The organism is Psychromicrobium xiongbiense, assembly GCF_030271165.1.
GTDB lineage: Bacteria > Actinomycetota > Actinomycetes > Actinomycetales > Micrococcaceae > Renibacterium > Renibacterium xiongbiense.
Genome location: NZ_JASSZH010000034.1, coordinates 20,738 through 43,824, shown reverse-complemented (window position 1 = coordinate 43,824; position 23,087 = coordinate 20,738). Strand labels below are relative to the sequence as shown.

Annotated in this window: 19 protein-coding genes and 1 pseudogene; 5 read left to right on the top strand and 15 right to left on the bottom strand. The window is 65.9% G+C overall.

The annotated features are described in order from the left end of the window. Positions 1–89 precede the first annotated feature (89 nt). Positions 90–1,586: a PucR family transcriptional regulator gene (locus QQM37_RS12075; RefSeq protein WP_285727824.1), complete on the top strand. Its 1,497-nt coding sequence runs from the start codon at positions 90–92 to the stop codon at positions 1,584–1,586. Here the strand turns inward: QQM37_RS12075 and QQM37_RS12070 are convergent. The 8 genes from QQM37_RS12070 to QQM37_RS12035 form a co-directional block, all read right to left on the bottom strand. Then, positions 1,500–2,912, bottom strand: coding sequence for an MFS transporter (locus QQM37_RS12070; RefSeq protein WP_285727822.1), 1,413 nt, complete (start codon positions 2,910–2,912; stop codon positions 1,500–1,502). The two genes, QQM37_RS12075 and QQM37_RS12070, sit on opposite strands and share 87 nt — an antisense overlap. After that, the gene (locus QQM37_RS12065) at positions 2,909–3,490 is read right to left on the bottom strand and encodes an isochorismatase family protein (protein ID WP_285727820.1); all 582 of its coding nucleotides are present in this window, start codon (positions 3,488–3,490) and stop codon (positions 2,909–2,911) included. Before QQM37_RS12065 ends, QQM37_RS12070 begins: the two co-directional genes overlap by 4 nt. A 49-nt stretch (positions 3,491–3,539) precedes the next feature. Beyond that, the gene (locus tag QQM37_RS12060) at positions 3,540–3,989 is read right to left on the bottom strand and encodes a MarR family winged helix-turn-helix transcriptional regulator (RefSeq protein WP_285727818.1); all 450 of its coding nucleotides are present in this window, start codon (positions 3,987–3,989) and stop codon (positions 3,540–3,542) included. 68 nt (positions 3,990–4,057) lie between these two features. After that, positions 4,058–5,098 (bottom strand): sensor histidine kinase, encoded by a 1,041-nt coding sequence (locus tag QQM37_RS12055; protein WP_285727816.1) that lies wholly within the window; start codon positions 5,096–5,098, stop codon positions 4,058–4,060. Next, positions 5,091–5,828: a response regulator transcription factor gene (locus tag QQM37_RS12050; RefSeq protein ID WP_285727814.1), complete on the bottom strand. Its 738-nt coding sequence runs from the start codon at positions 5,826–5,828 to the stop codon at positions 5,091–5,093. The genes QQM37_RS12055 and QQM37_RS12050 overlap by 8 nt, the downstream gene beginning before the upstream one ends. 5 nt (positions 5,829–5,833) lie before the next feature. Beyond that, positions 5,834–6,478: a DedA family protein gene (locus QQM37_RS12045; RefSeq protein WP_285727812.1), complete on the bottom strand. Its 645-nt coding sequence runs from the start codon at positions 6,476–6,478 to the stop codon at positions 5,834–5,836. Continuing rightward, positions 6,475–7,263, bottom strand: a complete 789-nt coding sequence (locus QQM37_RS12040) for a phosphatase PAP2 family protein (protein ID WP_285727810.1) — start codon at positions 7,261–7,263, stop codon at positions 6,475–6,477. The genes QQM37_RS12045 and QQM37_RS12040 overlap by 4 nt, the downstream gene beginning before the upstream one ends. Positions 7,264–7,414: 151 nt before the next feature. Then, positions 7,415–8,062 (bottom strand): TetR/AcrR family transcriptional regulator, encoded by a 648-nt coding sequence (locus QQM37_RS12035; protein WP_285727808.1) that lies wholly within the window; start codon positions 8,060–8,062, stop codon positions 7,415–7,417. 96 nt (positions 8,063–8,158) lie between these two features. Between QQM37_RS12035 and QQM37_RS12030 the strand changes: the two genes are divergently transcribed. Continuing rightward, positions 8,159–9,643 (top strand): DHA2 family efflux MFS transporter permease subunit, encoded by a 1,485-nt coding sequence (locus tag QQM37_RS12030; RefSeq protein ID WP_285727806.1) that lies wholly within the window; start codon positions 8,159–8,161, stop codon positions 9,641–9,643. Positions 9,644–9,747: 104 nt separating this feature from the next. On the opposite strand, the gene QQM37_RS12025 is transcribed toward QQM37_RS12030, so the two are convergent. The 6 genes and pseudogenes from QQM37_RS12025 to QQM37_RS12000 all read right to left on the bottom strand — a co-directional run. After that, positions 9,748–11,238: an FAD-dependent oxidoreductase gene (locus tag QQM37_RS12025; RefSeq protein ID WP_285727804.1), complete on the bottom strand. Its 1,491-nt coding sequence runs from the start codon at positions 11,236–11,238 to the stop codon at positions 9,748–9,750. Between the two features lie 74 nt (positions 11,239–11,312). After that, positions 11,313–12,569, bottom strand: a complete 1,257-nt coding sequence (cobA, locus tag QQM37_RS12020; RefSeq protein WP_285727802.1) for a uroporphyrinogen-III C-methyltransferase — start codon at positions 12,567–12,569, stop codon at positions 11,313–11,315. Positions 12,570–12,695: 126 nt separating this feature from the next. Continuing rightward, a complete protein-coding gene (locus QQM37_RS12015) occupies positions 12,696–13,598 on the bottom strand; it encodes an ABC transporter permease (protein ID WP_285727800.1) in 903 nt (300 codons plus the stop codon). Continuing rightward, positions 13,591–14,334, bottom strand: a complete 744-nt coding sequence (locus QQM37_RS12010; RefSeq protein ID WP_285727887.1) for an ABC transporter ATP-binding protein — start codon at positions 14,332–14,334, stop codon at positions 13,591–13,593. The genes QQM37_RS12015 and QQM37_RS12010 overlap by 8 nt, the downstream gene beginning before the upstream one ends. A 211-nt stretch (positions 14,335–14,545) precedes the next feature. After that, positions 14,546–15,778, bottom strand: coding sequence for an ABC transporter substrate-binding protein (locus QQM37_RS12005; RefSeq protein ID WP_285727798.1), 1,233 nt, complete (start codon positions 15,776–15,778; stop codon positions 14,546–14,548). 199 nt (positions 15,779–15,977) lie between these two features. After that, a pseudogene (locus QQM37_RS12000) lies at positions 15,978–16,220 on the bottom strand (AAA family ATPase); the annotation flags it as partial. A gap of 430 nt (positions 16,221–16,650) precedes the next feature. On the opposite strand from QQM37_RS12000, the gene QQM37_RS11995 reads away from it, so the two are divergent. After that, positions 16,651–17,964 (top strand): WXG100 family type VII secretion target, encoded by a 1,314-nt coding sequence (locus QQM37_RS11995; RefSeq protein ID WP_285727796.1) that lies wholly within the window; start codon positions 16,651–16,653, stop codon positions 17,962–17,964. 47 nt (positions 17,965–18,011) lie between these two features. Then, positions 18,012–18,416: a hypothetical protein gene (locus QQM37_RS11990; protein ID WP_285727794.1), complete on the top strand. Its 405-nt coding sequence runs from the start codon at positions 18,012–18,014 to the stop codon at positions 18,414–18,416. A 28-nt stretch (positions 18,417–18,444) separates the two neighbouring features. Here QQM37_RS11990 and cls read toward each other — a convergent pair whose 3' ends face one another. Then, entirely contained in the window at positions 18,445–19,908 is a 1,464-nt protein-coding gene (gene cls, locus QQM37_RS11985; protein WP_420030166.1) for a cardiolipin synthase, read from the bottom strand. 106 nt (positions 19,909–20,014) lie between these two features. Here cls and QQM37_RS11980 point away from each other — a divergent pair, with 106 nt between their 5' ends. Next, positions 20,015–23,017, top strand: a complete 3,003-nt coding sequence (locus QQM37_RS11980) for an FAD-binding and (Fe-S)-binding domain-containing protein (RefSeq protein WP_420030163.1) — start codon at positions 20,015–20,017, stop codon at positions 23,015–23,017. Positions 23,018–23,087: the final 70 nt, after the last annotated feature.

Here is a 23,087-nt window from a genome sequence, read left to right as displayed (position 1 = left end):
ATGACCGAGCTGCGGCATCAATGGGCAGATGCACCATCTACGCCTCGCCCACTGGGCATTGATCCATGCTGCCTTCGTATAGTGGTCCCATGGCTCTGACACTGGCCGCACTGCTCCACCATGCCTCCTGGGGGCTGCGCCTGATCGGCCCGGGAGGGGTCGCCACGCCTGCATCCAGCATTCCGCGGGCGGGAGGTCCGCGGGCTGCCGGTCCGGGCACCCGGCTTGATGCGTTGACGACGCCGATCTCCTCGGTCGCTGTCACCGAAGCGGAACGCCCCCGGCCCTTTCTGCGCGGTGCAGAACTCGTCCTGACCACCGGCGCCCGGCTGGGCACCGTGGCAGCTCAGCGCATCTTTGTCCGGCAGACCAAACAGGCCGGGGCTGTGGGAATCGGCTTCGGCATCGGCCTGCACCACGAGAGGATCCCTGAAGCGCTGCTCACCGAGGCGAGCCGGTGGGGTTTGGCTGTGGTCGAGGTGCCGGAGCACACCCCCTTTCTGGCATTGGCGATCAGCGCGAATGAATCGCTTCGGGCAGACCAGCACACAGCCCAGAAGCAGCTGCTGGAGGCCTACCGCCAAGTGGTCGAGTCGATACCGGAGCCATCCGCACAGGAGCCGGACGATGCCGATCTGGCGCCATTTCTTCAGACGCTCGCTGCCCTGACGCTCAGTGGCGAGCCTGCCGAGATTGCGAGCCTCGGCCAGGAACTACTCTCCGTGGCGCGCCTTCAGCAGGCGCACCAACGCCGGGCGACCCGTCAACTTGCCGGGGCGGCCCTTCAGGAGGTGGTGGAGGATTCGCTGAACGAGAAGCCCGCCGCAGAGCGATGGTGGACGCTTCGTCTCGAGGCTACGGAACTCAGCGTGCTGGCGATCTCGGTGGCCCCCTTGAACTCCACAGATGCGGCGAGCTCCGGGAGCCCCTTGAGCTCCGTGGACACGGCACAGCTCCGAATGCTCCAGGGCCTGGCCTGGCCTGCGGAGTGCACAGGCTGCCGGACGGCGACGACGGACACCGGCCTGGCCGTGCTGATCCCGGCATCGCTGGGCGATCCGCATCCAGTGGCCGCCGCCATCGCCCGTCAGCTGGAGGACCACGGGCTGAAGGCATCTCTGGGGCTGGGCAGTCAGCACGCGGGGCCTCAAGGCCTGCGATGGAGCTATCTGGAAGCCCTGGAGGCGGCCCGCCGGGGGCCTGGACTGAACGAGTCAGAAGGCTCGCTGACCTCGGCGCTCCTCTCCAGTGCGGACGCCACACTCAGCGCGCTGGCCGAGCGGACACTCGAACCGCTGGTGCGCTTCGATGCGCAGCATCACTCCGATCTGCTGCCCACCCTGGAGAGCTATCTGGAGCTCAATGGCTCACTGGCCACCTGCGCGCAGGCCTTGTCCGTCCACCGGAACACCGTCCGCTACCGCCTGGAGAAGATCGCAGAACTCAGCGGACTCGACCCCTCGGTGACCGAGGACCGGGTCCAGTTATGGCTCGCCCTGTCAGTGCGTCGTCTCGACCGCGGTGGCGGCCGGAATCGACCGGTCCAGCAGCGACAACAGGACCACACCGAGCCCCAGAACGGCTAGCACCCAGGCCAGAGTGTGGAAACCGGCATCGGTGGCCACCTTTCCAAAGACCAGCCCGATCAGGCTGGCGGAAAAAATGGCGCCCAGGTAGGTGAACGTTCGGTAGAGCCCCGAGGCCACAGCGATCTGCTCGCCAGTCGTCTGAACGTACAGCACCGCCTGATTGGCAAAGCCGCTGAGCCCGTTGGCGCAGCCCAGGAGCAAGGACATGCCAACCAGTACCACCACGGGCACGGAACCACTGATCACCAGCATCACGGCGGCGGCCAGGAGGAAGGCGAGTCCGGAGAGTGCCAGGGGCCACCTCACCCAGCCTCGTGAGGAAACCACGCGGGCGATGACGATGCTCAGCCCGGACAAGGGCAACAACACCAGACCCACCGCGGAGGCACTCAGCTGGGCGCTCTGTTCCATCCACTGACTGATGCCATAGAGCGAGGTGTAGATTCCCAGCGCGATCAGCGTCTGACGCAGGTAGCTCCGCTGCAACGCCCGGTTGAGGCTGAGCATGCGCACGTCAATGAGCGGCGAGGATGCCCGGCGCTCCCAGAAAACCAGGGCTGCGCCTGTCAGCACCATCCCTGGCACCAGCCACCACTGCGGTGTCACCAGATCGGAGAGGAAGACCAGAAGGCCCGCGATGACCAAGGCAAAGAGCACGATGCCGGGAAGATCGAGCGAACGCAGCAGACTCAGTTCCCGGGTGCGCGGGGCTGTCTCGTCCCGGTCGACACCCAGAAGGGTGAAAATCAGCGTCAGTAGCGCGAGGGGCACGTTGACGAAAAACAGCGCCCGCCAGCCCAGAATCCCGGTCAGCAGCCCGCCCAGCGGCAGGCCGATGACTGCGGTGACCTGGCTGGCGATCGAGAAGTTTCCCAGCACACGCGCGGGGACACCGCTGCCCAGTTCATCCGCCCGCGCCCTGACCAGGGACATCGCCGTCGGGTAGGCCGCCGCTGTTCCGGCGCCAATCAGTGCTCTCGAGACCAGGAGGGATTCAAAATTCTGGGCAAGACTGCCGATCAGCCCGGCCACCAGCAGGATGCCAGTGCCCACCAGAAAGACCCGGCGTGCCCCCAGCAGCGTGGCGAGCTTGCCCATGGTCGGCTGCATCACCGCACTGCACAGGTACAGTACCGAGACCAGGGCTGCGGTCTCCCCCGGGCCCCGGTGAAAGTCCAGGCCGATCCCGACCTGCCCGGTCGCGATCATGGAACTGTTGATCGGGTTCAGGGTGGAGCCCAGCAGCAGAGGACTCAGAAAACGCCAGCCGAAACCCCGCGGCTGATCCGGGACCTGATCAGCAGGTGCCAGCCGGGCGGTCACTCTCCTCTTCGTTCAAGCAGTTCCAGAAGCTCCGCCGTCGTGCCGGTCTCCCCGATCCGCGGGAAAATTCGGGTCACGGAATGCTCATGGGCCTCCACAGACGAGTCCGTCATGGCATCGGTGACCAGGCTGAGGTGGTATCCCTCATCGAAGGCCTGCCGTGCCGTGGACTCGACTCCGCTACTGGTCGCAATGCCGGTCAGCACCAGCTGGGTCGCACCCACCGACCGGAGGGCATCCCGCAGTTCCGGATTGCTCAGGGCACTACGGGCACTCTTGCTGATTCTCAGATCCGCAGGATGATCGCCGAGTTCAGGGACCAGCGCCGCCCAGTCCGTGGCCAGGTTCTGCCCCAGAACCGCAGCCCCGCTGGGATTCATATCCGTGCGGACCCGGGGCGCTCCGACCACGTTGACCAACACCACCGGAAGGTTTCTGCTCCGGAAGGCCTCCGCCAGCGCCGCCGAGCGTTGGACCACCTCTGCGGTGGGGTGGGCGGTGCCCGGCATCCCGACAATGCCTTGTTGAAGATCGATGACGATCAAAGCGGTCACCGGATCAAGCGTGGTCAAAGCCATCAGAACTCCTTCAGAGGATGAATGAAAAATGGCAAGCCCGAAGGCTAGCTCAGAATCGGCTCAGCCGTTGCAGTAGCTCAACACTGTGGCGAAGCTCCACCTGTTCAGCGGGCGTCAGCTGAGCCTGGAGCGCCTGGGCCAGCCAGTCCTCCCGCGCAAGGCGCCCCTGGCCAAAAAGCTCCAGGGCGTGCGGGGTGAGGCTTACTAGTGCCCGTCGACCGTCGGAAGGGTCCGGCAGGGAACTCACCAGCCCCCGATCCTCCAGACCGGCAATCAGCGCCCCCATGGACTGCGGGGTGATTCCTTCCGCTCTGGCCAGGTCGCTTCGCCCTGCTGGGCCGTCACGCTCAATCCTGGCCAGCACATTGATCTGTGACCGGGTCAGGTCCCCCAACATGGCCTGTTCTCTGAGCCTGCGGTTGAGCTGTGCCAGAACCACTCGAAGATCTGCGGCCAGGCTGGCGGCACGGTCTGCGGAAGTGTTCTCTGCAGTAGGCATGACATCAGAATAGCAGATATGAAGCTAACTGAACAGTTTTATTCATGAATGACTCTGTCACCCCGCCCTTACACCCTGGGCAGAACTGCCCGCATGCTGGTTCCCTGTGGGCCGGTCTGCGCCACCTCGACCGTCCCTCCGGCCGCCGTGACGAGCTCCCGGACCAGGGCGAGCCCGATGCCGAAGCTCGTCGGCCTGGCGCTGCCGCCACTATGTGCCGACCCGCTCTGTGCCGACCCGCTCTGTGCCGACCCGCTCTGGGACGCTGGTGCATCGGCCCGGACAAAGCGTTCAAAAATCTTCTCCGGCGCAACTCCGCTGATTCCCGCACCGGTATCCGTGACCGTCAGCACCGCCCACTGCCCCTGGACCGCCAACGCCAGGGTGACCTGGCCGCCATCTGGCGTGTGATTGAGCGCATTGTCCGCCAGTGCCAGCGCCACCCGGCGGATTCCCTCCCGTGGTGCCCGGATCTGCACACCAGGAGCCAGGTCCTGGACGATCTGTACGCCTCGCTCGGCGGCAATCACCTGGACGTCGGTCGCGACCCCCGCCACAACGGCCGAAAGGTCCATGACCTCCTGCCGGGGTTGTGGCCCGGTGGCAGTCGCTGCCAGCAACAGATCCTCCACCATTCCGGTCAACGACGCGGTGTCCTGCCGGATCTTCACCAGAGTGCGCCCGGCCTTCGTCTCGGCCGGCGTATCCCGCTGCACCAACTGCACCCGGGCATCGAGGATCGCCAGCGGGGTCCGCAATTCATGGCTCGCGTCCTGGACGAATCGCTTCTGTTTCGCCAGCGCCTCGCCCAGCGGCGCCATCGCACTCCGTGCGCTCAGCCAGCCCACACCGCCGGCCAGGATCACCGCCGCGCAACTGGCCAGAATGGCCCCCACCACCAGATCGGCCGGGTCGAGGCGCACCACCAGGGAGCCGGGATGCTCCGAGGCAGGCTCCACCGGAAGGCTGGCACGGTACAGGATGAACAGGAAACCCAGGGCGAACACGCAGATCATCGCGACACCGCAGGCGATGCTGATCCGCAGGGCCACCCGGCGGGCAGCGCTGCGGATGGAACCGAGTGAATCGTTCGCACCGAGATCAGTCATCGCCCGCCCCTGCCTGATAACCCACCCCGTGGACGGTGCGGACGATGGTCCTGGAGATTTTGCGCCGCAGATGATGGACGTAGGTGTCGATGACGCCGGGCTGCTCGGTCGGCTGGAACAGTGCGGTCATGAGTTCTTCGCGGGAGAACACGTGGTCCGGGGACTGCGCAAAAAGAGCGAACATCTCGGTCTCCTTGGCCGTCAGGGACACTCGTTCGCCGTGGACCGAGCGGACCAGCCGGGCGTTCACGTCCAGATCCCAGTTGCCCACGCTCAGCAGCGCGGGCACCGAGGCATAGCTGCGGGTGAGCGCTCGTAACCGGGCCTTGAGCTCGGCAGCATCGAAGGGCTTGGTCATATAGTCATTGGCTCCGGCATCGAGCCCGGCCACCTTGTCCTCCACCGAACCCAGCGCCGTGAGGATCAGAATGGGTGTGTCCAGACCCTGGGCACGCAGAGCGGAAATCAAGGTAATGCCGTCCATCACCGGCAGCCCGCGGTCGACCACCAGAGCATCCCAGGCCCCGCTGAGCGCCAGATGCAGACCTTCCTGGCCGTTTCGCGCCAGATCCACCAGGAAGTCATCCTCGATCAGCTCGACGATCAGCGGGCCCAGGACGGCATCGTCCTCCACGAGGAGGATCGCGGGCCGGTGGTCCAGATCGTCCAGGTCTTCCGGGTCCAGGTCTTCCGGGTCCAGGTCTTCCGGGTCCATCTGATCGCTGTCCATAGGGACTACTCTTCCACCAGTACCTCACTGTCGGCGGCATCGCGTGCAGGACCGGCGGCCTTACGACGCCGCAGCAGCGCTCCCACCACCGAGGGCACCACCGAAATCACGACGATCGCGACCGCGATGACGTCGATGTTCTTGGCGATGAACTGCACCTGACCCAGCCAGGATCCCAGCAGCGTGACGGAGGTGGCCCAGGCGACGGCGCCCACAATGTTCCACAGCGTGAAGGATCGGTACTGGTAGCGGGCAGCACCCGCCGCGAGTGGTGCGTAAGTGCGCACAATGGGCACGAAGCGGGAGAGAATCACGGCAGCCCCACCACGCCGGGCGTAGAACTCCTCGGTGCGCTCCAGATAGGCGGTCTTGAGGATCTTTGCATCGTCCTTGAACCAGCGGCGGCCGAAGCGACGGCCCAGCAGATACCCCACCTGATCACCGGCGATGGCGGCGAGGGAGACGACGATGATCAGCACCGGCAGCGGAATACCCAGCTGCAGGCTCAGCAGCCCGGCGGTGAACAGCAGCGAGTCCCCGGGGAGGAAGGGGAAGAGCACGCCGGATTCGATGAACACCATGATGGCGACGGCCACCAGCGCCCAGGGGCCAAGGCCCTGCAGCAGGGACGTCGGGTCCAGGAGGCTCATCGCTGCACCCGGAGGTCGGCGAAGATCGGCAGGCCGCCCAGCAGGCGCCCGGCGAAGCGGTTCCAGAGCACCGCGAACAGGGTGACGGTCGCAAGAGTGGCCAGGATGGCCGCGATGACATCGGTGGGATAGTGCACGCCGATGTACAGGCGGGACCAGCCGACCAGCAGCGGAATCACGACGGCGAGACAGGCCACAGGGATCTTCCAGCGGGTCTGCCGGGCCAGGAAGTAGCAGGCCAGAGCGAGGGCGACGGCGAAGCTGGTGTGTCCACTGGGGAAGCTGTTGGAGCCGGTTTCCGGGGAGAGCGGGTCGAAGAGCAGGCTCTGATCCGGCCGTTGGCGGGCGATGATCAGCTTGAAGACCTCACTGACGACCCAGCCGGAGCAGGCGACCAGCACGAAGGCCAGCGCATTGACCGGCGAGCGCCTCACGAAGAACAGGAACAGCCCGATCAGCACCACCAGCAGCGCGCCGAAGGCTGGGCCGAAGAGGAACTCCAGTCCCTTAGCCAGCGAGTTCAGCACTGGTACGTGGTGCTGGCTCAGCGTCTGATCCACACCGAACTCTGTGGTGCTGAAACTCGGCACAGCTTTGGCCAGGATGCCCAGCGCCAGCACGATCAGGAACAGCGGCAGCACGACGCTGAACCAGTGCCGGGGCTCGGGGAGCACCGCGAGGCGGTTGCGGGCGCTCAGCTGGACGGCTGCACCCGGCGTGGCACGCCCGGGCGTGGTCATCCGGGTGGGGCGGGGTACCGCGGGGATTTCCTGATCGTGTTCCACAGGGGCTCTGACCTCCAAGTCTGGACGAGCGGACGGTTGTCCATCAGGTTCCAGCCTGGGTCATGGCCTTTAAGAATTCCTTAAGAAGCTGCGGGCGCTCCCCCGGGTACTTCGTGCTCAGCTGCCCTCACCTGTGGGAGGGCAGCGCTGGCTATCTGAGTGGTTGGCTGCGTGGCAGCACCGCCAGTACATGCGGAAGCTTGTTGGGGAAACATGCACGGAACAGCTCAGTGATCTGCGGATCGGAGCCGTAGTCATCGACAATCCGCAAGCCGATCATGGTGCTGATCAGCATGCCTTCGGCCAGAAAATTGCGAGCATCCTCAGCATTGAGCCCCATGTCGTCGCGGAAGAATCGCCAGACCCGGGCAAAGCCCTGGCGTGCGGCGGCCCCGATGGCCGGATTGCTGCCGAGCAGGTAGGCATGGGCCAAGGTCTGATGCAGGCCGCGCACCTCAATAAGGTCGACGTATGCCTCGCCGATGCGTTTACCCAGCGGACGCTCGCCGCCCTCATCGGACTCGGTGAGAGCCGCCCGGAACGACGACAGCAACCGGTCCAGAGCGTATTCGATGGTGGCAAGGAAGAGGTTTTCCTTCGACCCGAACAGACGCACGACGTACGGCTGGCTGACACCTGCTGCCCGCGCGACCTGATCGGTGGTGGCGCCCTCGTAGCCGCGTGCACCGAACACGGTGAGCGCGGCCCGGATGATCTGAGCGCGACGCTCCTCAGAGGACAGGCGACGACCCGAATCGTCAGGCTCGACGGCGTCGTCGGCGGTCGTTGCGGAAGTCATAGCGAAAGGTTACCAGCGAAGGGCTTGACTTTGTAATCATTCGATTACTACATTGCTATCAGCACAAGTAATCATTCAATTACAACCGGAGTCATCATGTCCGAGTCCTCCTCCCCCGCCGCCCGCCAGGTCCGGCCAACAAGCCCCATCCGTCCACTCCGCCCCGTTGCGCTGGTCATCGCCGCCGCGGCGCTGCCCATGTTCATGGCGACCCTCGACAACCTTGTCATGACTAACGCTCTGCCGGTGCTGCACCGCGAAATGGGTGCGAGCATCCAGCAGCTGCAGTGGTTCGTGAACGCCTACACCCTCGCCTTCGCAGGCGCGATCCTGATCGCCTCAGCACTCGGCGATCGCTTCGGCCGCCGCACCGTGTTCGTGCTCGGCATCGCCCTGTTCGGCGTCGGCTCGCTGTTCGCAGCGCTCAGTGGTGACCCAGGCCAGCTCATCGTCGCCCGCGCGGTCCAGGGCCTCGGTGCTGCGGCGGTCATGCCGCTCTCGCTCGCCCTGCTCACCGGCGCAGTGCCCGCTGCACGCCGCGCGCTCGCCATCGGCATCTGGGGCGGCGTCTCCGGCCTCGGCGTCGCAGTCGGCCCGCTCATCGGTGGCGCCATCATGGAGGGCTGGAACTGGCAGGCGATCTTCTGGATCAACGTGCCCGTCGCCATCGTGGCCATCCCGCTTGCGCTACTCGTGTTGAGCAATGATTTCGGCGCCCGGGTCCGCATCGATGTGCCGGGCGCGATGCTCGCAGCGGGAGGCGTGCTCGCCCTGGTGCACGCTATTGTGCGTGGCAACGATGACGGCTGGAAGACCCTTGGCGTCATCGGCGAACTCGCTCTCGGCGGCGCTCTCGTGATCGCATTCCTCATCTGGCAGGCGCGCTCGGATGCACCGCTCGTGCCTCTCCGCCTCTTCCGCGATCGCTCGTTCTCCATCACCAACCTGGTCGGTTTTGCCTTCAGCTTCGGGACCTTCGGATCCGTCTTTATCCTGATCCAGTACCTGCAGGTCGTGAAGGGATCGACGCCGCTCGAAGCTGCTGTGCAGACCACGCCCTGGACGCTCGCGCCAATGTTCATCGCCCCGATCGCTGGCATCATCGCACCGCGCGTCGGCACGAGGATCCTGCTCGTGCTGGGTCTGCTGCTGCAGTGCGTCGCACTCGGCTGGATCGCTCTGCTGCTCGCCCCGGACGTGGACTACCCGGTGCTCATCGCACCGTTCATCCTGGCCGGAGTCGGTATGGGTCTGGTCTTCGCCCCCTCGGCCACAGCGCTCCTGGCTACCCTCGGGCTGGTTGACCATGCCAAGGCCTCGGGCGTGAACTCCACGGTCCGCGAGCTGGGCGTGGCGCTCGGAACCGCGGTGATGACGGCGATCTTCGTCGGGGCCGGTGGACAATTGCTGCCCGCCCACTACGTCGATGCCGCCCGGCCCGCGGTGCTCACCGGTTCTGCGGTCCTCTTCGCGGCAACCCTCGTCGCCGTCATGCTTCCGTCAGGCCGAGCCGCACAGGAGCCAAAACCCGAGCCACAGCCCGCTACTGTCAGCGAAGAGATGCCGGTGCCGGCACCATAACCGCACGCGTACCAGTACTCAACGTAGTCAGCAGGTCCCGGTTCACTAGGCAGTGAACCGGGACCTGCTGACAGCGCGGAAGGAAGACGCGACAGATCAGTCGTTCAGACTGTCGCGTCTACGCGTCGAGAGATGTCCACCATCTCCTCACGGTCCACCACTTTGACGCGTTCCCGGACCAGTTCCTGTTCGGGTGAAAGGCCCACGGTGGCCGGATCGAAGCTCGCGCCCAGCGCCTGCTCATGCTCATCCAGCGCCAGCCAGCCATCCCAGCTGGTGTAGGCGACGTCGCGGCTCTCCAGTAACGCCGGCACGGATTCCGCAGCGGGCTCGGTGGCCTCCGGCAGAGCTTCAAGGTCTTCGAGCAGCAAGGTGATGGTCTCGAGCGCATCGCCCTTGGTGTGCCCGATCAGGCCTACCGGGCCACGCTTGATCCATCCCGTCGCATAGAGGCCGGGGACCGCCGCACCGTCGGCATCAAGCACCCGGCCACCGCTATTGGGGATGACGCCGCGGTGCGCATCGAACTCGACCTCGGGCAGGGCAGAGCCGAAGTAGCCGATCGCCCGGTACACGGCCTGCACGGGGTATTCCAGGAACTCCCCGGTCCCGCGGACATTGCCGGTGCCGTCCAGCTCGGTGCGCTCAAACTTGATCCCGGCGACCCTGCCCGGCGTCTGCGCAGAATCGACGATCTCCACCGGGCTGTGCAGGAAGTGCAGGTGCAGGCGACGGCTCGCGGTGGAGGCCTTGACCGGCTCATCCGGCTGCTCCACGAGCCAGTTGGTCAGCGTGTTGACCATCGTCTTGACCTGGTTGTTGGTCTTGATCGCCTCATCGGAGGCGGCATCGAACTCAAAATCCTCCGGGTAGAGGATGATGTCAACGTCTTTCGAGTGCGAGAGTTCGCGCAGTTCCAACGGGGTGAACTTGATCTGTGCCGGCCCACGGCGGCCAAAGACGTGCACGTCGGTAACGGGCGAAGCCTTGAGACCCCGGTAGACGTTCTCCGGGATATCGGTGACCAGCAGATCATCGGCGTGCTTGGAGAGCATCCGGGCCACGTCCAGCGCCACATTGCCGTTGCCGAGCACGGCAACCTCGGTGGCGTCCAGCGGCCAGTCGCGAGGCACATCGGGATGACCGTCATACCAGGAGACGAAATCGGCACCGCCAAAGGAGCCTTCCAGACCGATGCCGGGAATGTTCAGTGCGGCGTCATCGAGCGCTCCGGTGGCGAAAATGACCGCGTCGTAGTGTGCCGTCAGGTCCTCCAGCGTGAGGTCCGTACCGTAGTCGACATTGCCGAAGAAACGGATGTCTCCACGGTCCAGCACTTTGTGCAGGGCCGAGATGATGCCCTTGATCCGGGGATGATCCGGGGCCACGCCGTAACGGATCAGCCCGAAAGGCGCCGGGTAACGATCAAAGAGATCGATGCTCACCGTCAGCTCGCCGCTCTTCACCCGCTCCGATTTGGTGAGGATATCTGCGGCATAGACGCCTGCAGGGCCCGAACCGATCACGGCCACCCGCAGGGGGCGTTCAGCCGATCCGCGTGTCTGACTGGCGCTCTCGCTTGAATTGCTCACCATGCTCGCTCGGTTCTCCTAGAATCTTCGCTCGGGTTTCGTACGTTGTCGGTGCACTGCCTGGTCATCGCACTGGACTACCGGTGCGCTGGGCGTGGCTGCTGCGCAGAATGCACGGCCAGTTCCGCCGGCGCCCATTCCTCGGGCGCCAGGGGGCTGAGCCTGACCACCTCGCCGATCACGACGACGGCGGGCGAGCCCACTGCTGCGGCCTCGGCCTGGCTGGCGATACTGCCCAGAGTGCCGAAAACGGTCCGTTGACGCGGTCCGAAACCATCTTCAATGATAGCAACCGGGCATTCTGATCCCCGCCCGGCTGTGGCCAAAATCTCAGCATTCCGACGCAGGCCAGCCACACCCATCAGCAGCACTACCGTGTGATCGGAGCCTTCCGGGACCGCTGCCAGGTCCTCGTGCGCGGAAACCACGGTGAACGCCTTTGCCACCCCGCGATGTGTGACGGGGATTCCTGCGGCCGCCGGAACAGAGATCGCGGAGGTTACCCCGGGCACCACCTCAACGTCCACTCCGTGGTCACGGCAGTATGCGGCTTCCTCGCCGCCACGGCCCAGGACGAAGGGATCCCCACCCTTGAGCCGGACGACCCGCCGGCCCGCAGTCGCCTCCCGGACCAGAATCCGGTTGATCTCCTCCTGAGGCACGGGATGCGCGCCCGGGGCCTTGCCCACCTCGATCACCTCGACGTCCTCCGCCAGGGTCGTCAGCAGCCCGCGTGGTCCCAGACGATCGGCCACAACGACCTCGGCCTGAGCCAGCAGCATCCGGCCACGTACCGTGATCAGATCCTCGGCCCCCGGCCCGCCACCGACGAGCGCGACGCTCCCGGCACCGCTGCGGTGGCGTCGAATCGGCAGGCTCCCGGTTTCCACGGCGACCACGATGGCGTTGCGCAGGGCTGCGGCGCGGCGCGGGTCACCCCCGGCGTTGACAGCCACGGTGACCTCGCCGACCCGTCCCACGGCCGGCGTCCAGCCAGTGGATCGCTCCAGATCCGTCGCGTCGACGCACCACAGCCGCTGGGCCTCCGCCTCACGGCTGACCCGCGCATCGACCTCGGGGAGGCCTGTGGCAGTGTGTACCAGCCACTTCCCGTCCAGATCGAACGTCTCGTAGCCCCGGGGCAGCCACTCGATCAGGCCCCGATCCTGCGCCTGAGCCAGTTCGGCGCACAGCTCGGGCGCAACAACGGTTACTACCGCCCCGGCATCGAGCAGGGCGCGACTGCGGCGGGCGGCAACGACTCCGCCGCCGACGATCAGCACGGGCCGGCTGAGCAGGCGCAGCGACATCGGGTAGAGATCATGCACGGTCATGGATCGAGGGTAGTTTCGCCAGAGCGCTGCGACGAGGCGGGGTGTTGCACTTCGTCATGGGGCGTCACGGCACGTCACACGCAACAGCACGCCCGGTGACCGGTTGCCCGCCCACCGAGAGTCCGATCAGCCACGCAGCAGACCGCGGCCGCGCAACAGCTTGCGCTCGATCGGCGCGAAGACAGCCAGCTCCACCACGATCCCGACGAAGAGGATCACCAGAATGGACGCCATCACCACGGCCATGTCGGAGAGCTCCCGGCCCTGCTGCAGCAGGGAGCCGAGACCGAAGCCGAGGGTCCCGCCGATCGCGATGATCTCTGCCGCCATCAGCGAGCGCCAGGAGAAAGCCCAGCCCTGTTTGAGGCCCGCGAGGTAGCCGGGCATGGCGGCGGGCAGGATGATCTTCAATGCCAGCTCCATCCTGGAGGCGCCCAGCACCTGACCCATGGCCCGGTACTGCGGCGGCACCTGATCCACCCCGGCAATCAGACCGTTGATGATGGAGGGAATCGCGCCCATCAACAACACGAAATACACCGTGCCATCGGAGAGACCGAACCAGATGATGGCCGCCGGTACCCAGGCCACACTGGGCAGCACCTGCAAGCCGGAAATCAACGGGCCGAAGGCCGCGCGGAGTGGTTTCACCTGGGCCAGCAACAGGCCGATCGGAGTACCGATGAGGACACTGACCAGAAAACCGAGGATGCCACGCTGCACCGAGGTCCACAGCGCCGTCTGCAGCGTGCCCTTCTGCCAGAGTTGGGCCACCGCCGCGAGCACGTCGAGCGGGCCTGGCACCACATCCTGGCGCTTGCCGCCCCACCAGACGTAAAACTGCCAGAGCAGAACCAGTACGATGACGGCCGCCAGGGGCGCGAGAATCCGGAACCAGGTCCCGCGCAGATCGCGTGGCGGCCGGGAATCGGTCTGCAGCTTGTCCAGGCCTTCCAGCTCGGCATCGCCGGAGCCGGGCCGGTCACCGCTGACGCGAATGCTCTGCGGGCCGGTCAGCAGGCTAGACATGACGGCTGATCTCCTCACGCAGAGCTGCGGTCATCTCTGTGGAGAGCAGCGCTGCCTGGTCGGGCTGCTTCTGCTCCGCCGTGACGGCCCACTCGCGGATCACCCGTCCCGGCCGGGAGGAGAGCAGCAGCACGCGCTGGCCCAGCCGGACCGCCTCCCGCACATTGTGCGTGACGAAAATGATAGTGCGGCCGGTGCGCCGCCAGATCCGCTCCAACTCTTCATGCAGCAAGTCACGGGTGATCGCGTCCAGTGCGGCGAACGGCTCATCCATCAACAACACCTGCCGGTCCTGGGCCAGCGCCCGGGCCAGCGCCACCCGCTGCCGCATTCCACCGGAGAGCTCATGCGGCCTGCGGTCCTCCGCATGCCCCAGGTGCACCAGTTCCAACAACTCGGTGACCCGTGCGGCGTGCTGGGCCTTGGGAACACCGCTGAGTGAAAGCGCGAGTTCGATATTGCCCCGAGCGGTGAGCCAGGGGTACAGGGTCGCATCCTGGAACATAAACGCCGCTCCGTTGGCCGGAATCTCCATGGCCCCGGCCGTAGGCGCCTCCAGACCGGCGATGAGGTTCAGCAGCGTGGACTTTCCGCAGCCAGAGGCCCCGAGCAGTGCCACGAATTCACCCTGCCGGATGGTCAGATCCACCTCATCGAGCACCACATTGCTGTGGCCGAAAGTCTTGCCGAGTTTCTCCAGGACCACGACGGCTTTGGCTTGATGCCCCTGAGGCATTCCGGGCGCAGTGCGCTGGGACCCCGCCTCCGGAGCCAGGCCAGCCTGGGGCGTGGAGTGCGGGGTGTCCGGAGCCTGAACGGTCACAGTCATCCCCTCACGGTAGGGAGCCGCGGCCTGGTGCTCAAGAGCTGCCGATCTTCGGGGCAACACGACGTCACGGCGCGTCATGGCACGTCACACTCTCCTGGGCCGCTCGAGACTGGGCCGCTCATGATTGACCGAGGTCCCCGGCGCTCACCGTCGGCTGGGACCGTTGCCGAAGTACCTCATTGAGCAGTCTCAGGTCGAAGATGCCCTTGATATCGGCATCCTGCGTCACCCCTGCTTTGACGCCATTGGCCAGCAGTGCGGGGTACGTGGACGCCAGGGGGTCGGCGGTGAAGCTGAGGTTGCTCAGCGCCCGGCTGACGACGTCTTCCGGCAGGGCCGCACCGGCTGCCTGTTTGAGCCCGTCATTGACCGCCGCGACCGCCTGACCCGGGTGTTGCTGCAGCCAGGCCTGGGTGTCCAGCTGTGCGGTCAGCAGGGCCGTGACCGCGTGGGGGTGTGCGGCCAGGAAGGTCTTGTTCACGATCAGAATCGTGGTGCTGAACTGTCCCTGCGACCAGAGATCCTTCTCATCCACCAGGACCTTCCCGCCAGCCTGAAGCACCAGCCGTGAGGCCCAGGGCTCGGGGAGCCAGGCGCCATCGAGCTTGCCATCCTGGAAGAGCTTGAGCGTCTGGGCGTTATCCGTCGGGTTGATGGTGACGTCGTTACCGCCGTTGGTCTGCACCCTGAGCCCCTGCCCGGCCAGCCAGTTGCGCAGAGCGACATCCTGGGTCCCACCAAGCTGCGGCGTCGCCAGAACTTTGCCCTTGAGGTCTGCGGCTGAGTTGATCCCCGGCTTGACGACCAACTGCGCCCCGCCCGATGCCGAACCGGCCACGATGGCGATCGACTGGCCTTTGGACTTCACAAAGGAATTGATCGCAGGGTTGGGACCCAGGTACGCCGCATCGATGGCCCCCGCGTTCAGCGCCTCCACAGCGGCCGGACCGGCGTTGAAGATCTGAGTTTTCAGGCTCGTGGCACCCAGGGTCTTCTGGTAGATGCCCTGCTGAACCCCCACCACCGGCACCGCATGGGTCACGTTTCCGAAGTACCCCAGTTTGAGCTCCTTGAGGTCGTCCGTGGCAGAGGCCCCGGCTGCAGCCTCCTGCTGGCTGCTCGCCGTGGCCGCCGCGGTGATGCCGAAGGCACCCAGGGCGATCAGGACGACCGCGGCGATGCCGCCGATCGCCCAGTTCCGGGGGCTTATCCGATGGGCCGCAGACTGTTTCTGACCAGACGGTTTCTGAGCAGTTGGCTTCTGACTTGTTGCCTTCTGACCGGCCACAATACGGGTGGTCTGAATCTCCTCATCGTGCCTGAAGTCATCGTGCCTGGGTTCGTCGGTCATCAGGGTTCCTCGCAAGATCACGTCGTGGGATCGGTCCGGATTCGGCCGCTGGGCACCGGTTGTGGATCACCGGTTTCGGTTCAATCGATATCCGTAACCGTAAGGAGCCGCCCGCCCGCTCTCAATGGTGGGGAAACAGAGAGTCACGGCAGGTCACAGGGCGTCATGCGAGAGCGGCTTTGGCACAGCCCGGCACACCTCAGCTCAGAACCACCTCCGTGAGGGCTCCTTCGGCATCGAGATCCAGGGGCAGATCGAGGTCAGGACGCTTCAGGAACTCGTCGTCGTGGCTCACCACCAGCACCGCACCACGGTACGCACGTAGCATCTGCACCAAGTGATCGACGGTGTCCAGATCAAGATTCTTGGTCGGCTCATCCATCACCACGAGGTGTGGAACCGGATCGGCCAGCAACAACGCGGCAAGGGCCACTCGGATCCGGACTGTCCTTTGGGGGGTCGGCGACCAGATGGCGGAGCGGGATCGATGTGCCGGAGCCATTGCGGCCGATCGGGCCGGTTCGGCCCTCTTCGAAGGGTCCGGAGACGGAATCGAGCGCGGGGCACCCATTGGGCCAGGTGAAGGTCAGACGATCAGACTCGATGAGAGATGCACAGGCTTCAGAAAAATGGCGTCGTCGAGGGACTGGCAAGGAACGGCAGGTGCCGGCGGCCCTCGCATCGCGCAAGCCCGCAAAGCCGTCAGAGTTTTAAGCACTTACCGCAGGTGATCACGCGAAGAACCCTGAATTTCCGGGTGCCGGAGTCATCCGATCGCCAGTAAGTGATTCAAAGTTTGACCGCTGCTTCGCACTCCGCCGGGACCCGAGGCTAAGATCAGAGAAATCCGTGGTTGACCCGCGAGGAGTCCGATGAGCGACGCAATGCTGGGCGCTGATCCCGCCAGCCTCCAGGCACTGGCGCGCCAGATGTCCGCCTCGTCTGCGCTGGTGGACCGAGTCAGCACCACGCTCGATGCGACGATCCGGAAGCCGTTGCGCTGGCACGGCCCCGATGCCGAGGCTTTCACCTCACGATGGTCGCAGACCATCTCCCCCACACTTCGTGACGCGGTGGACCTGCTGCAGGAAACCTCGGATGTGCTCGAGCGCAATGCGGAGGAGCAGATCCGGGCCAGCGCGATTGACGGCTCGTCAGCTCAGGAATCCGGCGCAGCAACCACCCCTCCGCAGGCCACCCCATTCGAGGCCGTCGCGCATCCCGCGTTTCCCGACCGCTCGGCATCGGACGCTGCCGGAAACCGCGCCTGGTGGCGGGCGCTCAGCCCGGAGGAGCAGAACCAGTTCATCCAGGACCATCCCGGTCAGGTGGGCAGTCTGGACGGGATCCCGGTGGCCTCCCGGGTGGAAGCCAATCGTCTGGTGGCCGCCGAACAGCTCCGGCGTTCCACGTTCGCTCCGGGCGAGAAGGCATATCTGGAGAAAGTCGTCTCCGGGTCAGTGCAGCTCGTGGCCTACGATCCCGGAAAGGGCAACCTCATTGAGCTTCTGGGGCGCTATGACCAGAGCACCACCACCGTGGTGACCTACGTCCCGGGAACGTTCGCGAAAATCGGCGACTTCTATACCGGGGACCTGCAGCAGATGGGCAATTTCCTGGAGCACTCGGACCCGAGCCATTCCACGGCAGTGTTTGTGTATAAAAACAGCGCCTTCCCGCAGGATCCCACCTTCCTGCAATCCAATGACAAGACCTACGCGATGCACGCCGGAACCACGCTTCACCGCTTCGAATCCGCGCTGGGACTGGAGAATCCGCCGCAGGCGCAGACCGTGGCGGTCTCGCACAGCTGGGGCGAATCGGCGGTTGCCTCCTCCGAGGTGCAGGGCACCCATTACGACCAGCAGATCGCGCTCTCCGGCGCGGCGATGCCGGAATCCTGGCGGCCAGATCCCACCACCAGATATGCCTACCTGGCATTCAGCGGCGATCCGTTGGCCATCGCGGAAAAGACCGGCATCACGGGCGATAACTACCCCAAGGACAACCCGGCGTTCCGGCAGTACATCTACAACAATCCCGAGCCCAGCTTTGAGCTGGGCGGGGTGCAGATTCCCCGCGACCTCCATGCCCTCGGCATCAACCACGGGCTGATCGCCAAAGCGGACGACCCGCGCAATGCCGATGGGCGTCGCGATCTGGCCCGGTTGGTCTACGGAAGCTGAGGATCATGACTCCCGAACCCACTGAACCCACTGTCGAAGGAGCCCCCGTGGATCTCGCCACGGCCAAACGGACCACCCTGGCACAGGAGAACGAGATTGCCTCGGCGATCCCGGCGGCTGCCGTCATCGAGCGCGATCAGAGCGAGACCTCCGGGCTGCTCAGCTGCGGCGAGGGGAACTACCTCTGGTATGGCCATCTGTACCTGACCCTGGCCCCCGGAACCGACGGCAGCGGCTACCTGCCGGCCATCGCGGAGGACTGGGCCGGGCGGCCCGGCTGGAGTACCAGAATGCGCACGACGCCGGACGGCCTGGCCGAGCTGGTGCTGGCCCATGGCTCGGGGTACAACCACAGCGTGGTGTACAACCCGCAGCGAGGCACGCTGAGGATCATGTCCGATTCGCGGAGCTTCCCCTACCCGCCCGGCATCGAGCCCGGGGTCAGTTACTGAGGCCTGGCAGACCGCGCGGTGCATCGGCTCACTGCAGTGCAGCGGAAAGCCGGCACACGTTGTCCAGGTACTTGGCGAAAACCGAGCGCTGCTGCCATTCCTTGAGGGTCAGCTCGCGCGAGGTGGCACGGTAGGCGTCCTGCACCTCCCGTACAGCGTGAACAATCTCAGGCCCGACCATCATGAGGGAGACCTCAAAGTTCAGTGAAAAGGACCTCATGTCCATATTGCTGGAACCCAGCACCGCCACCTCGTCATCGATGGTGAAATGCTTGGCGTGCAGCACTGCCGGGGCACGGTAGAGCTGGATCCGCACGCCCGCCTCGAGCAGCGCCTGATAGTACGAGCGTTGCGCATGGTGGACCAGAAACTGGTCGCCCTGCTCCGAGACGAAAAGCTCCACCTGTACCCCGCGTTGCACGGCCGTCGTGATGGCGTACAGCAGGGAATCATCCGGAACAAAGTAGGGGCTGCAGATGGAGATCCGCTCCTGCGCCGAATAAATCAGGGTATTGAACAGGCGGAGGTTGTTCTCCTGCGCGAAACCGGGGCCGCTAGGCACCACCTGGATAGGAACATTCCCCGCCGGTGCCGGAAGTCGCACCTGCGCCTCCAACGATTCATCGGTCTCGCTCAGCCAGTCGGTGGCAAACACCACGTGGAGCCCGGCCACCACCGGCCCCTCCACCCGGACCATCAGCTCCACCCAGTGGCGGCCGGCCCGGCGATGCCTGGGGTTGTTGTACGACGGTTCAGTCAGGTTCTGCGAACCGGTGAATGCGACCAGTCCGTCGATGACCAGAATTTTCCGGTGATTGCGCAGGTCCGGCCTGCGCCACTGCCCGGCCAGCGGCATCAATGGCAGCATCCGCTTCCAGGTGATCCGGGAGCCGCGAAGGAATCGCAGCAGCTGACGGTAGCCACGCACCCGCAGCGTCCCGATGTGGTCGAACAGCAGCCGCACCTCCACCCCGCGTTCCGCAGCCTCCTCCAGGGCGGCGAACAACGGCTTCGTCACCTCGTCGTACGCCATGATGTAGAACTCCACATTGATGTACTCGCGAGCCTCCCGCACCGCCTCCGTCATGGCCTCGATGGACTCCTGGTACCCGGGGATGAGCTGAACCCGGTTGTCCGCCACCAGCGGTTGTGCGCCCAGATTGCGATTGAGTTCGACGGCGGAGGCGAGCCAGACGGGTAATGGCACCTCTGCGACGTCCAGCGACGGGTCCTGACCGGCCTCCCGGATGCGCCGGTTGACCTCTTCCAGGCGGCGCGCCCGCCGACCGCGGAGCCGGAACGTGCCGAAAAGCAGAAACAGCGCCAGGCCCAGCGACGGGATCAGGAAGATGGCCAGCAGCCAGGCCATGGCGGTATTGGGCCGACGATTGCCCGGGACGACGCCCAGCAGAATGACGCGCAAGACCATGTCCACCGCGAACCACACCACGGACAGATCCCAGCCCCAGCCCCGTGGCAGATCGAAGAACAGCACCGCGCCCCGCTTTCAGTCTCACCCGTTCCTTGGCCAATAGTCACTTCGACAAGTGTTATCTCGACAATAGCCGCCGCACTCCGCAGATGCGCCGGCGCGCGGGATGGTTCAGGATGAGGAGGTGGATATCACTCAGGCACCGGACCGCGCGTTGGCCAGCTCCCTCGTCGCCCGGCTGGCCACGGCGGGCATCATCGCGGAGACCTCTGCCCGTCGACTGGCCGAGTACTCCTACGATGCCTCCAACTACCGGGTGCCCCCGCTGGCTGTGGTCTTTCCCCGCTCCGTGCACGATGTCGTCGCTACCGTCGAAGCCTGTCGTGAGAGCGGCACTCCGCTCATCGGGCGTGGGGGCGGAACCTCGATGGCGGGGAACGCGGTGGGCCCAGGCGTGATCCTGGATTTTTCCCGCCACCTGAACGGCATCCTGGAGATCGACGAGCCGGGCCAGTCCGTTCTGGTCGAGCCGGGAGTAGTGCTCGCCCAGCTGAGCCAGGCCGTTGAGCGAGCTACCGACCAGCGGCTCACCTTCGCCCCGGACCCCTCCTCCAGAACCCGCGCCACGGTGGGTGGCGCCCTGGGCAACGACGCCTGCGGCAATCACTCGGTGCGCTATGGGCGCACCTCCGATCACGTCATCGAGCTTCAGCTGGTCACCTCTGATGGCACCCGGCTGACTGCCACGGCCACCGGCCTGCACGCCACTGAGCCGTCAGATGAGGCCTCGGCGGCGCGCGCCAGGGAGCTCAGCGAGGAGCTGAAGGACCTCGCCAAGAGTCATCTGGCCGAGTTCCGGCTGGAGCTGGACCGGTTTCAGCGCCAGGTCTCCGGCTACCACCTGGCGAATCTGCTCCCCGAGCGGCGGTTCAACGTCGCCAGGGCTCTGGTCGGCTCCGAGGGCACCTGCGCCATCATCGTGGCGGCCCGGATGCGGTTGGTCCCCCGACCGCCCAGTGCCCTGCTGATCTGTCTGGGGTACTCCGATGTGGTCGAGGCTGCACGGGACATTGAGACCATCCTGGAGTTCTCCCCCGCTGCGGTGGAGGGCATCGATGAGGCGATTGTCGAGACCATGCGGTTCCGGCGAGGCGCCTCCTCCGTGGCAACGCTGCCCGCTGGCCGGGCCTGGCTTTATGTTGACCTCGATGGCGCTGATCCTGCGAGCGTCCAGGCGCAGGCTGCGCTGCTGCTGCAGCGCTTGCAGGACAACGGGCGACTGATCGAGGGGCGGCTTGTCCCGGATGCTGCGGAGCGAGCCTCGCTCTGGCGGGTCCGCGAGGACGGCGCGGGCCTGTCCTCCCGCCTGGCCCCGTCCTCCCAGTTGTCGCCAGACTCACCTCTGGCTGGCGGAGGAGAATCCTGGCCGGGCTGGGAGGATTCCGCGGTGGAACCGGCCCGGCTGGCCGACTATCTGGCCGATTTCCGCGAGCTTCTGGCCCGGTATCAGCTGCAGGGCGTTATGTACGGGCACTTCGGCGCCGGCTGCATGCACATCCGGATCACCTACGACCTGCGCAGCAAGGCCGGGCGCGCGGTGTTCCGGACCTTCACCCGCGATGCCGCCGAGCTGGTGGTCCGGCACGGCGGCTCGCTCTCGGGCGAGCACGGCGATGGCCGGGCCCGCAGCGAGTTCCTGCCGCTCATGTACTCGCCCCGGCTGCTGGCTGCCTTTGCCCGGTTCCGGCAACTCTGGGATCAGCACGGCATCCTCAATCCTGGATCCGTGGTCGATCCGGATCCCCTCGATGCCCACCTGGCGCTCGATGGCGTCCCGGACCGGCAGTGGCGGACCAGCTTCGAGCTGCGGTCACTGGGTTCTGCGGTGCCCGAGGCCAGCCACGCCCGGGTCGATCCCTGGGTAAACGCCCTGCAGAGTTGCATCGGCGTCGGGCGCTGCCGTACCGCCGAGGGTGGCGTCATGTGCCCCAGCTACCGGGCCACCCGCGACGAAAAAGACTCCACCCGGGGCCGGGCACGCGTACTCCAGGAGATGGTGCGGGGCGCCCGTACTGTGGAGGAAGGCTGGAAGTCGGAGGAGGTCCGGGAGGCGCTGGATCTGTGCCTGTCCTGCAAGGCCTGCGCCACGGACTGCCCCACCGGCGTCGATATGGCCAGTTACAAATCGGAGTTCTTCTCGCACTACTATCAGGGCCGGCTCCGCCCGCTCTCGCACTACGCCCTGGGTTGGCTGCCGCGCTGGCTCAAGCTCACCGGCCGGATCGCGCCGCTGGTCAATGCCGTGATGGCTTCTCCGCTGGCTCCGGTGATCGCCGCGGCCGGTGGCCTGAGCCGGCATCGTGTGCTGCCCCGGTTTGCCTCGGACCGGGAATGGCGACGGGAGGTGGCAGGGGCCGGGGTCGTTGAGGCCGGGCAACGGGAAGCAGATGGAGTGGTGCTCTTCGTGGACACCTTCACCCGGGGCTTCCGCCCTGAGGTCGCCGGTGCGGCTGCCCGGGTTCTGGCCAGTACCGGAACTCCGGTGCAATGCTCTGAAGATGCCTGCTGCGCCTTGAGCTGGATCTCCACCGGTCAGCTGAGCACAGCCATCCCGATCTTGCAGCGGACCGCGGCCGCGCTGGATGATGGCCCGGTCGATGGTGGCGCAGGTCGGCCGATCGTCGTGCTCGAGCCCAGTTGTGCGGCCGCACTGCGTAAGGATCTACCAGAGTTGGTGGGCACCGATCAGGCACGCCGGGTCGCCGCCCGGGTGCGCAGCTTCGCCGCCCACCTCCAGGAATTACTGCGCGAAGGCTGGACGCCGCAGCCAGCCCAGCCGCTCCCGGAGCAGGTGGTGCTCCAGACGCATTGCCACGAATACTCGGCCTTCGGCCCGGATACCCAGCACGCCGCGTTGCGCAGCCTCGGTATCCACCAGGTGCATGACGCCACCGGCTGCTGCGGGGTGGCCGGGAATTTCGGCTTCGAAAAAGAACATTTTGAGGTCAGCATGCAGGTGGCCGAGCAGGCCCTCGCCCCGGCGCTGCGCGAACACCCGGAGGCGGTGCTGCTCACCGACGGCTTCTCCTGCAGCATCCAGGCGCAGCAGCTCGATGCTGCACGCGCGGGTCAACACCTGGCCCAGCTCCTCGATCCCGGGCCTGCCTGACGGCATCGTTCGCTGACCGGCGGTGAACGTCCAGTACCGCACAGTCGCACCGCCGCTCACGACGCGAAAC

Excerpts from the sequence above, each read along its gene's own strand:
- QQM37_RS12075 (WP_285727824.1), top strand. The coding sequence starts at position 90 with ATGGCTCTGACACTGGCCGCACTGCTCCACCATGCCTCCTGGGGGCTG.
- QQM37_RS12065 (WP_285727820.1), bottom strand. The coding sequence starts at position 3,490 with ATGGCTTTGACCACGCTTGATCCGGTGACCGCTTTGATCGTCATCGAT.
- QQM37_RS12060 (WP_285727818.1), bottom strand. The coding sequence starts at position 3,989 with ATGCCTACTGCAGAGAACACTTCCGCAGACCGTGCCGCCAGCCTGGCC.
- QQM37_RS12055 (WP_285727816.1), bottom strand. The coding sequence starts at position 5,098 with ATGACTGATCTCGGTGCGAACGATTCACTCGGTTCCATCCGCAGCGCT.
- QQM37_RS12050 (WP_285727814.1), bottom strand. The coding sequence starts at position 5,828 with ATGGACAGCGATCAGATGGACCCGGAAGACCTGGACCCGGAAGACCTG.
- QQM37_RS12045 (WP_285727812.1), bottom strand. The coding sequence starts at position 6,478 with ATGAGCCTCCTGGACCCGACGTCCCTGCTGCAGGGCCTTGGCCCCTGG.
- QQM37_RS12035 (WP_285727808.1), bottom strand. The coding sequence starts at position 8,062 with ATGACTTCCGCAACGACCGCCGACGACGCCGTCGAGCCTGACGATTCG.
- QQM37_RS12030 (WP_285727806.1), top strand. The coding sequence starts at position 8,159 with ATGTCCGAGTCCTCCTCCCCCGCCGCCCGCCAGGTCCGGCCAACAAGC.
- QQM37_RS12025 (WP_285727804.1), bottom strand. The coding sequence starts at position 11,238 with ATGGTGAGCAATTCAAGCGAGAGCGCCAGTCAGACACGCGGATCGGCT.
- cobA (WP_285727802.1), bottom strand. The coding sequence starts at position 12,569 with ATGACCGTGCATGATCTCTACCCGATGTCGCTGCGCCTGCTCAGCCGG.
- QQM37_RS12015 (WP_285727800.1), bottom strand. The coding sequence starts at position 13,598 with ATGTCTAGCCTGCTGACCGGCCCGCAGAGCATTCGCGTCAGCGGTGAC.
- QQM37_RS12010 (WP_285727887.1), bottom strand. The coding sequence starts at position 14,334 with ATGCCTCAGGGGCATCAAGCCAAAGCCGTCGTGGTCCTGGAGAAACTC.
- QQM37_RS12005 (WP_285727798.1), bottom strand. The coding sequence starts at position 15,778 with ATGACCGACGAACCCAGGCACGATGACTTCAGGCACGATGAGGAGATT.
- QQM37_RS11995 (WP_285727796.1), top strand. The coding sequence starts at position 16,651 with ATGAGCGACGCAATGCTGGGCGCTGATCCCGCCAGCCTCCAGGCACTG.
- QQM37_RS11980 (WP_420030163.1), top strand. The coding sequence starts at position 20,015 with ATGGTTCAGGATGAGGAGGTGGATATCACTCAGGCACCGGACCGCGCG.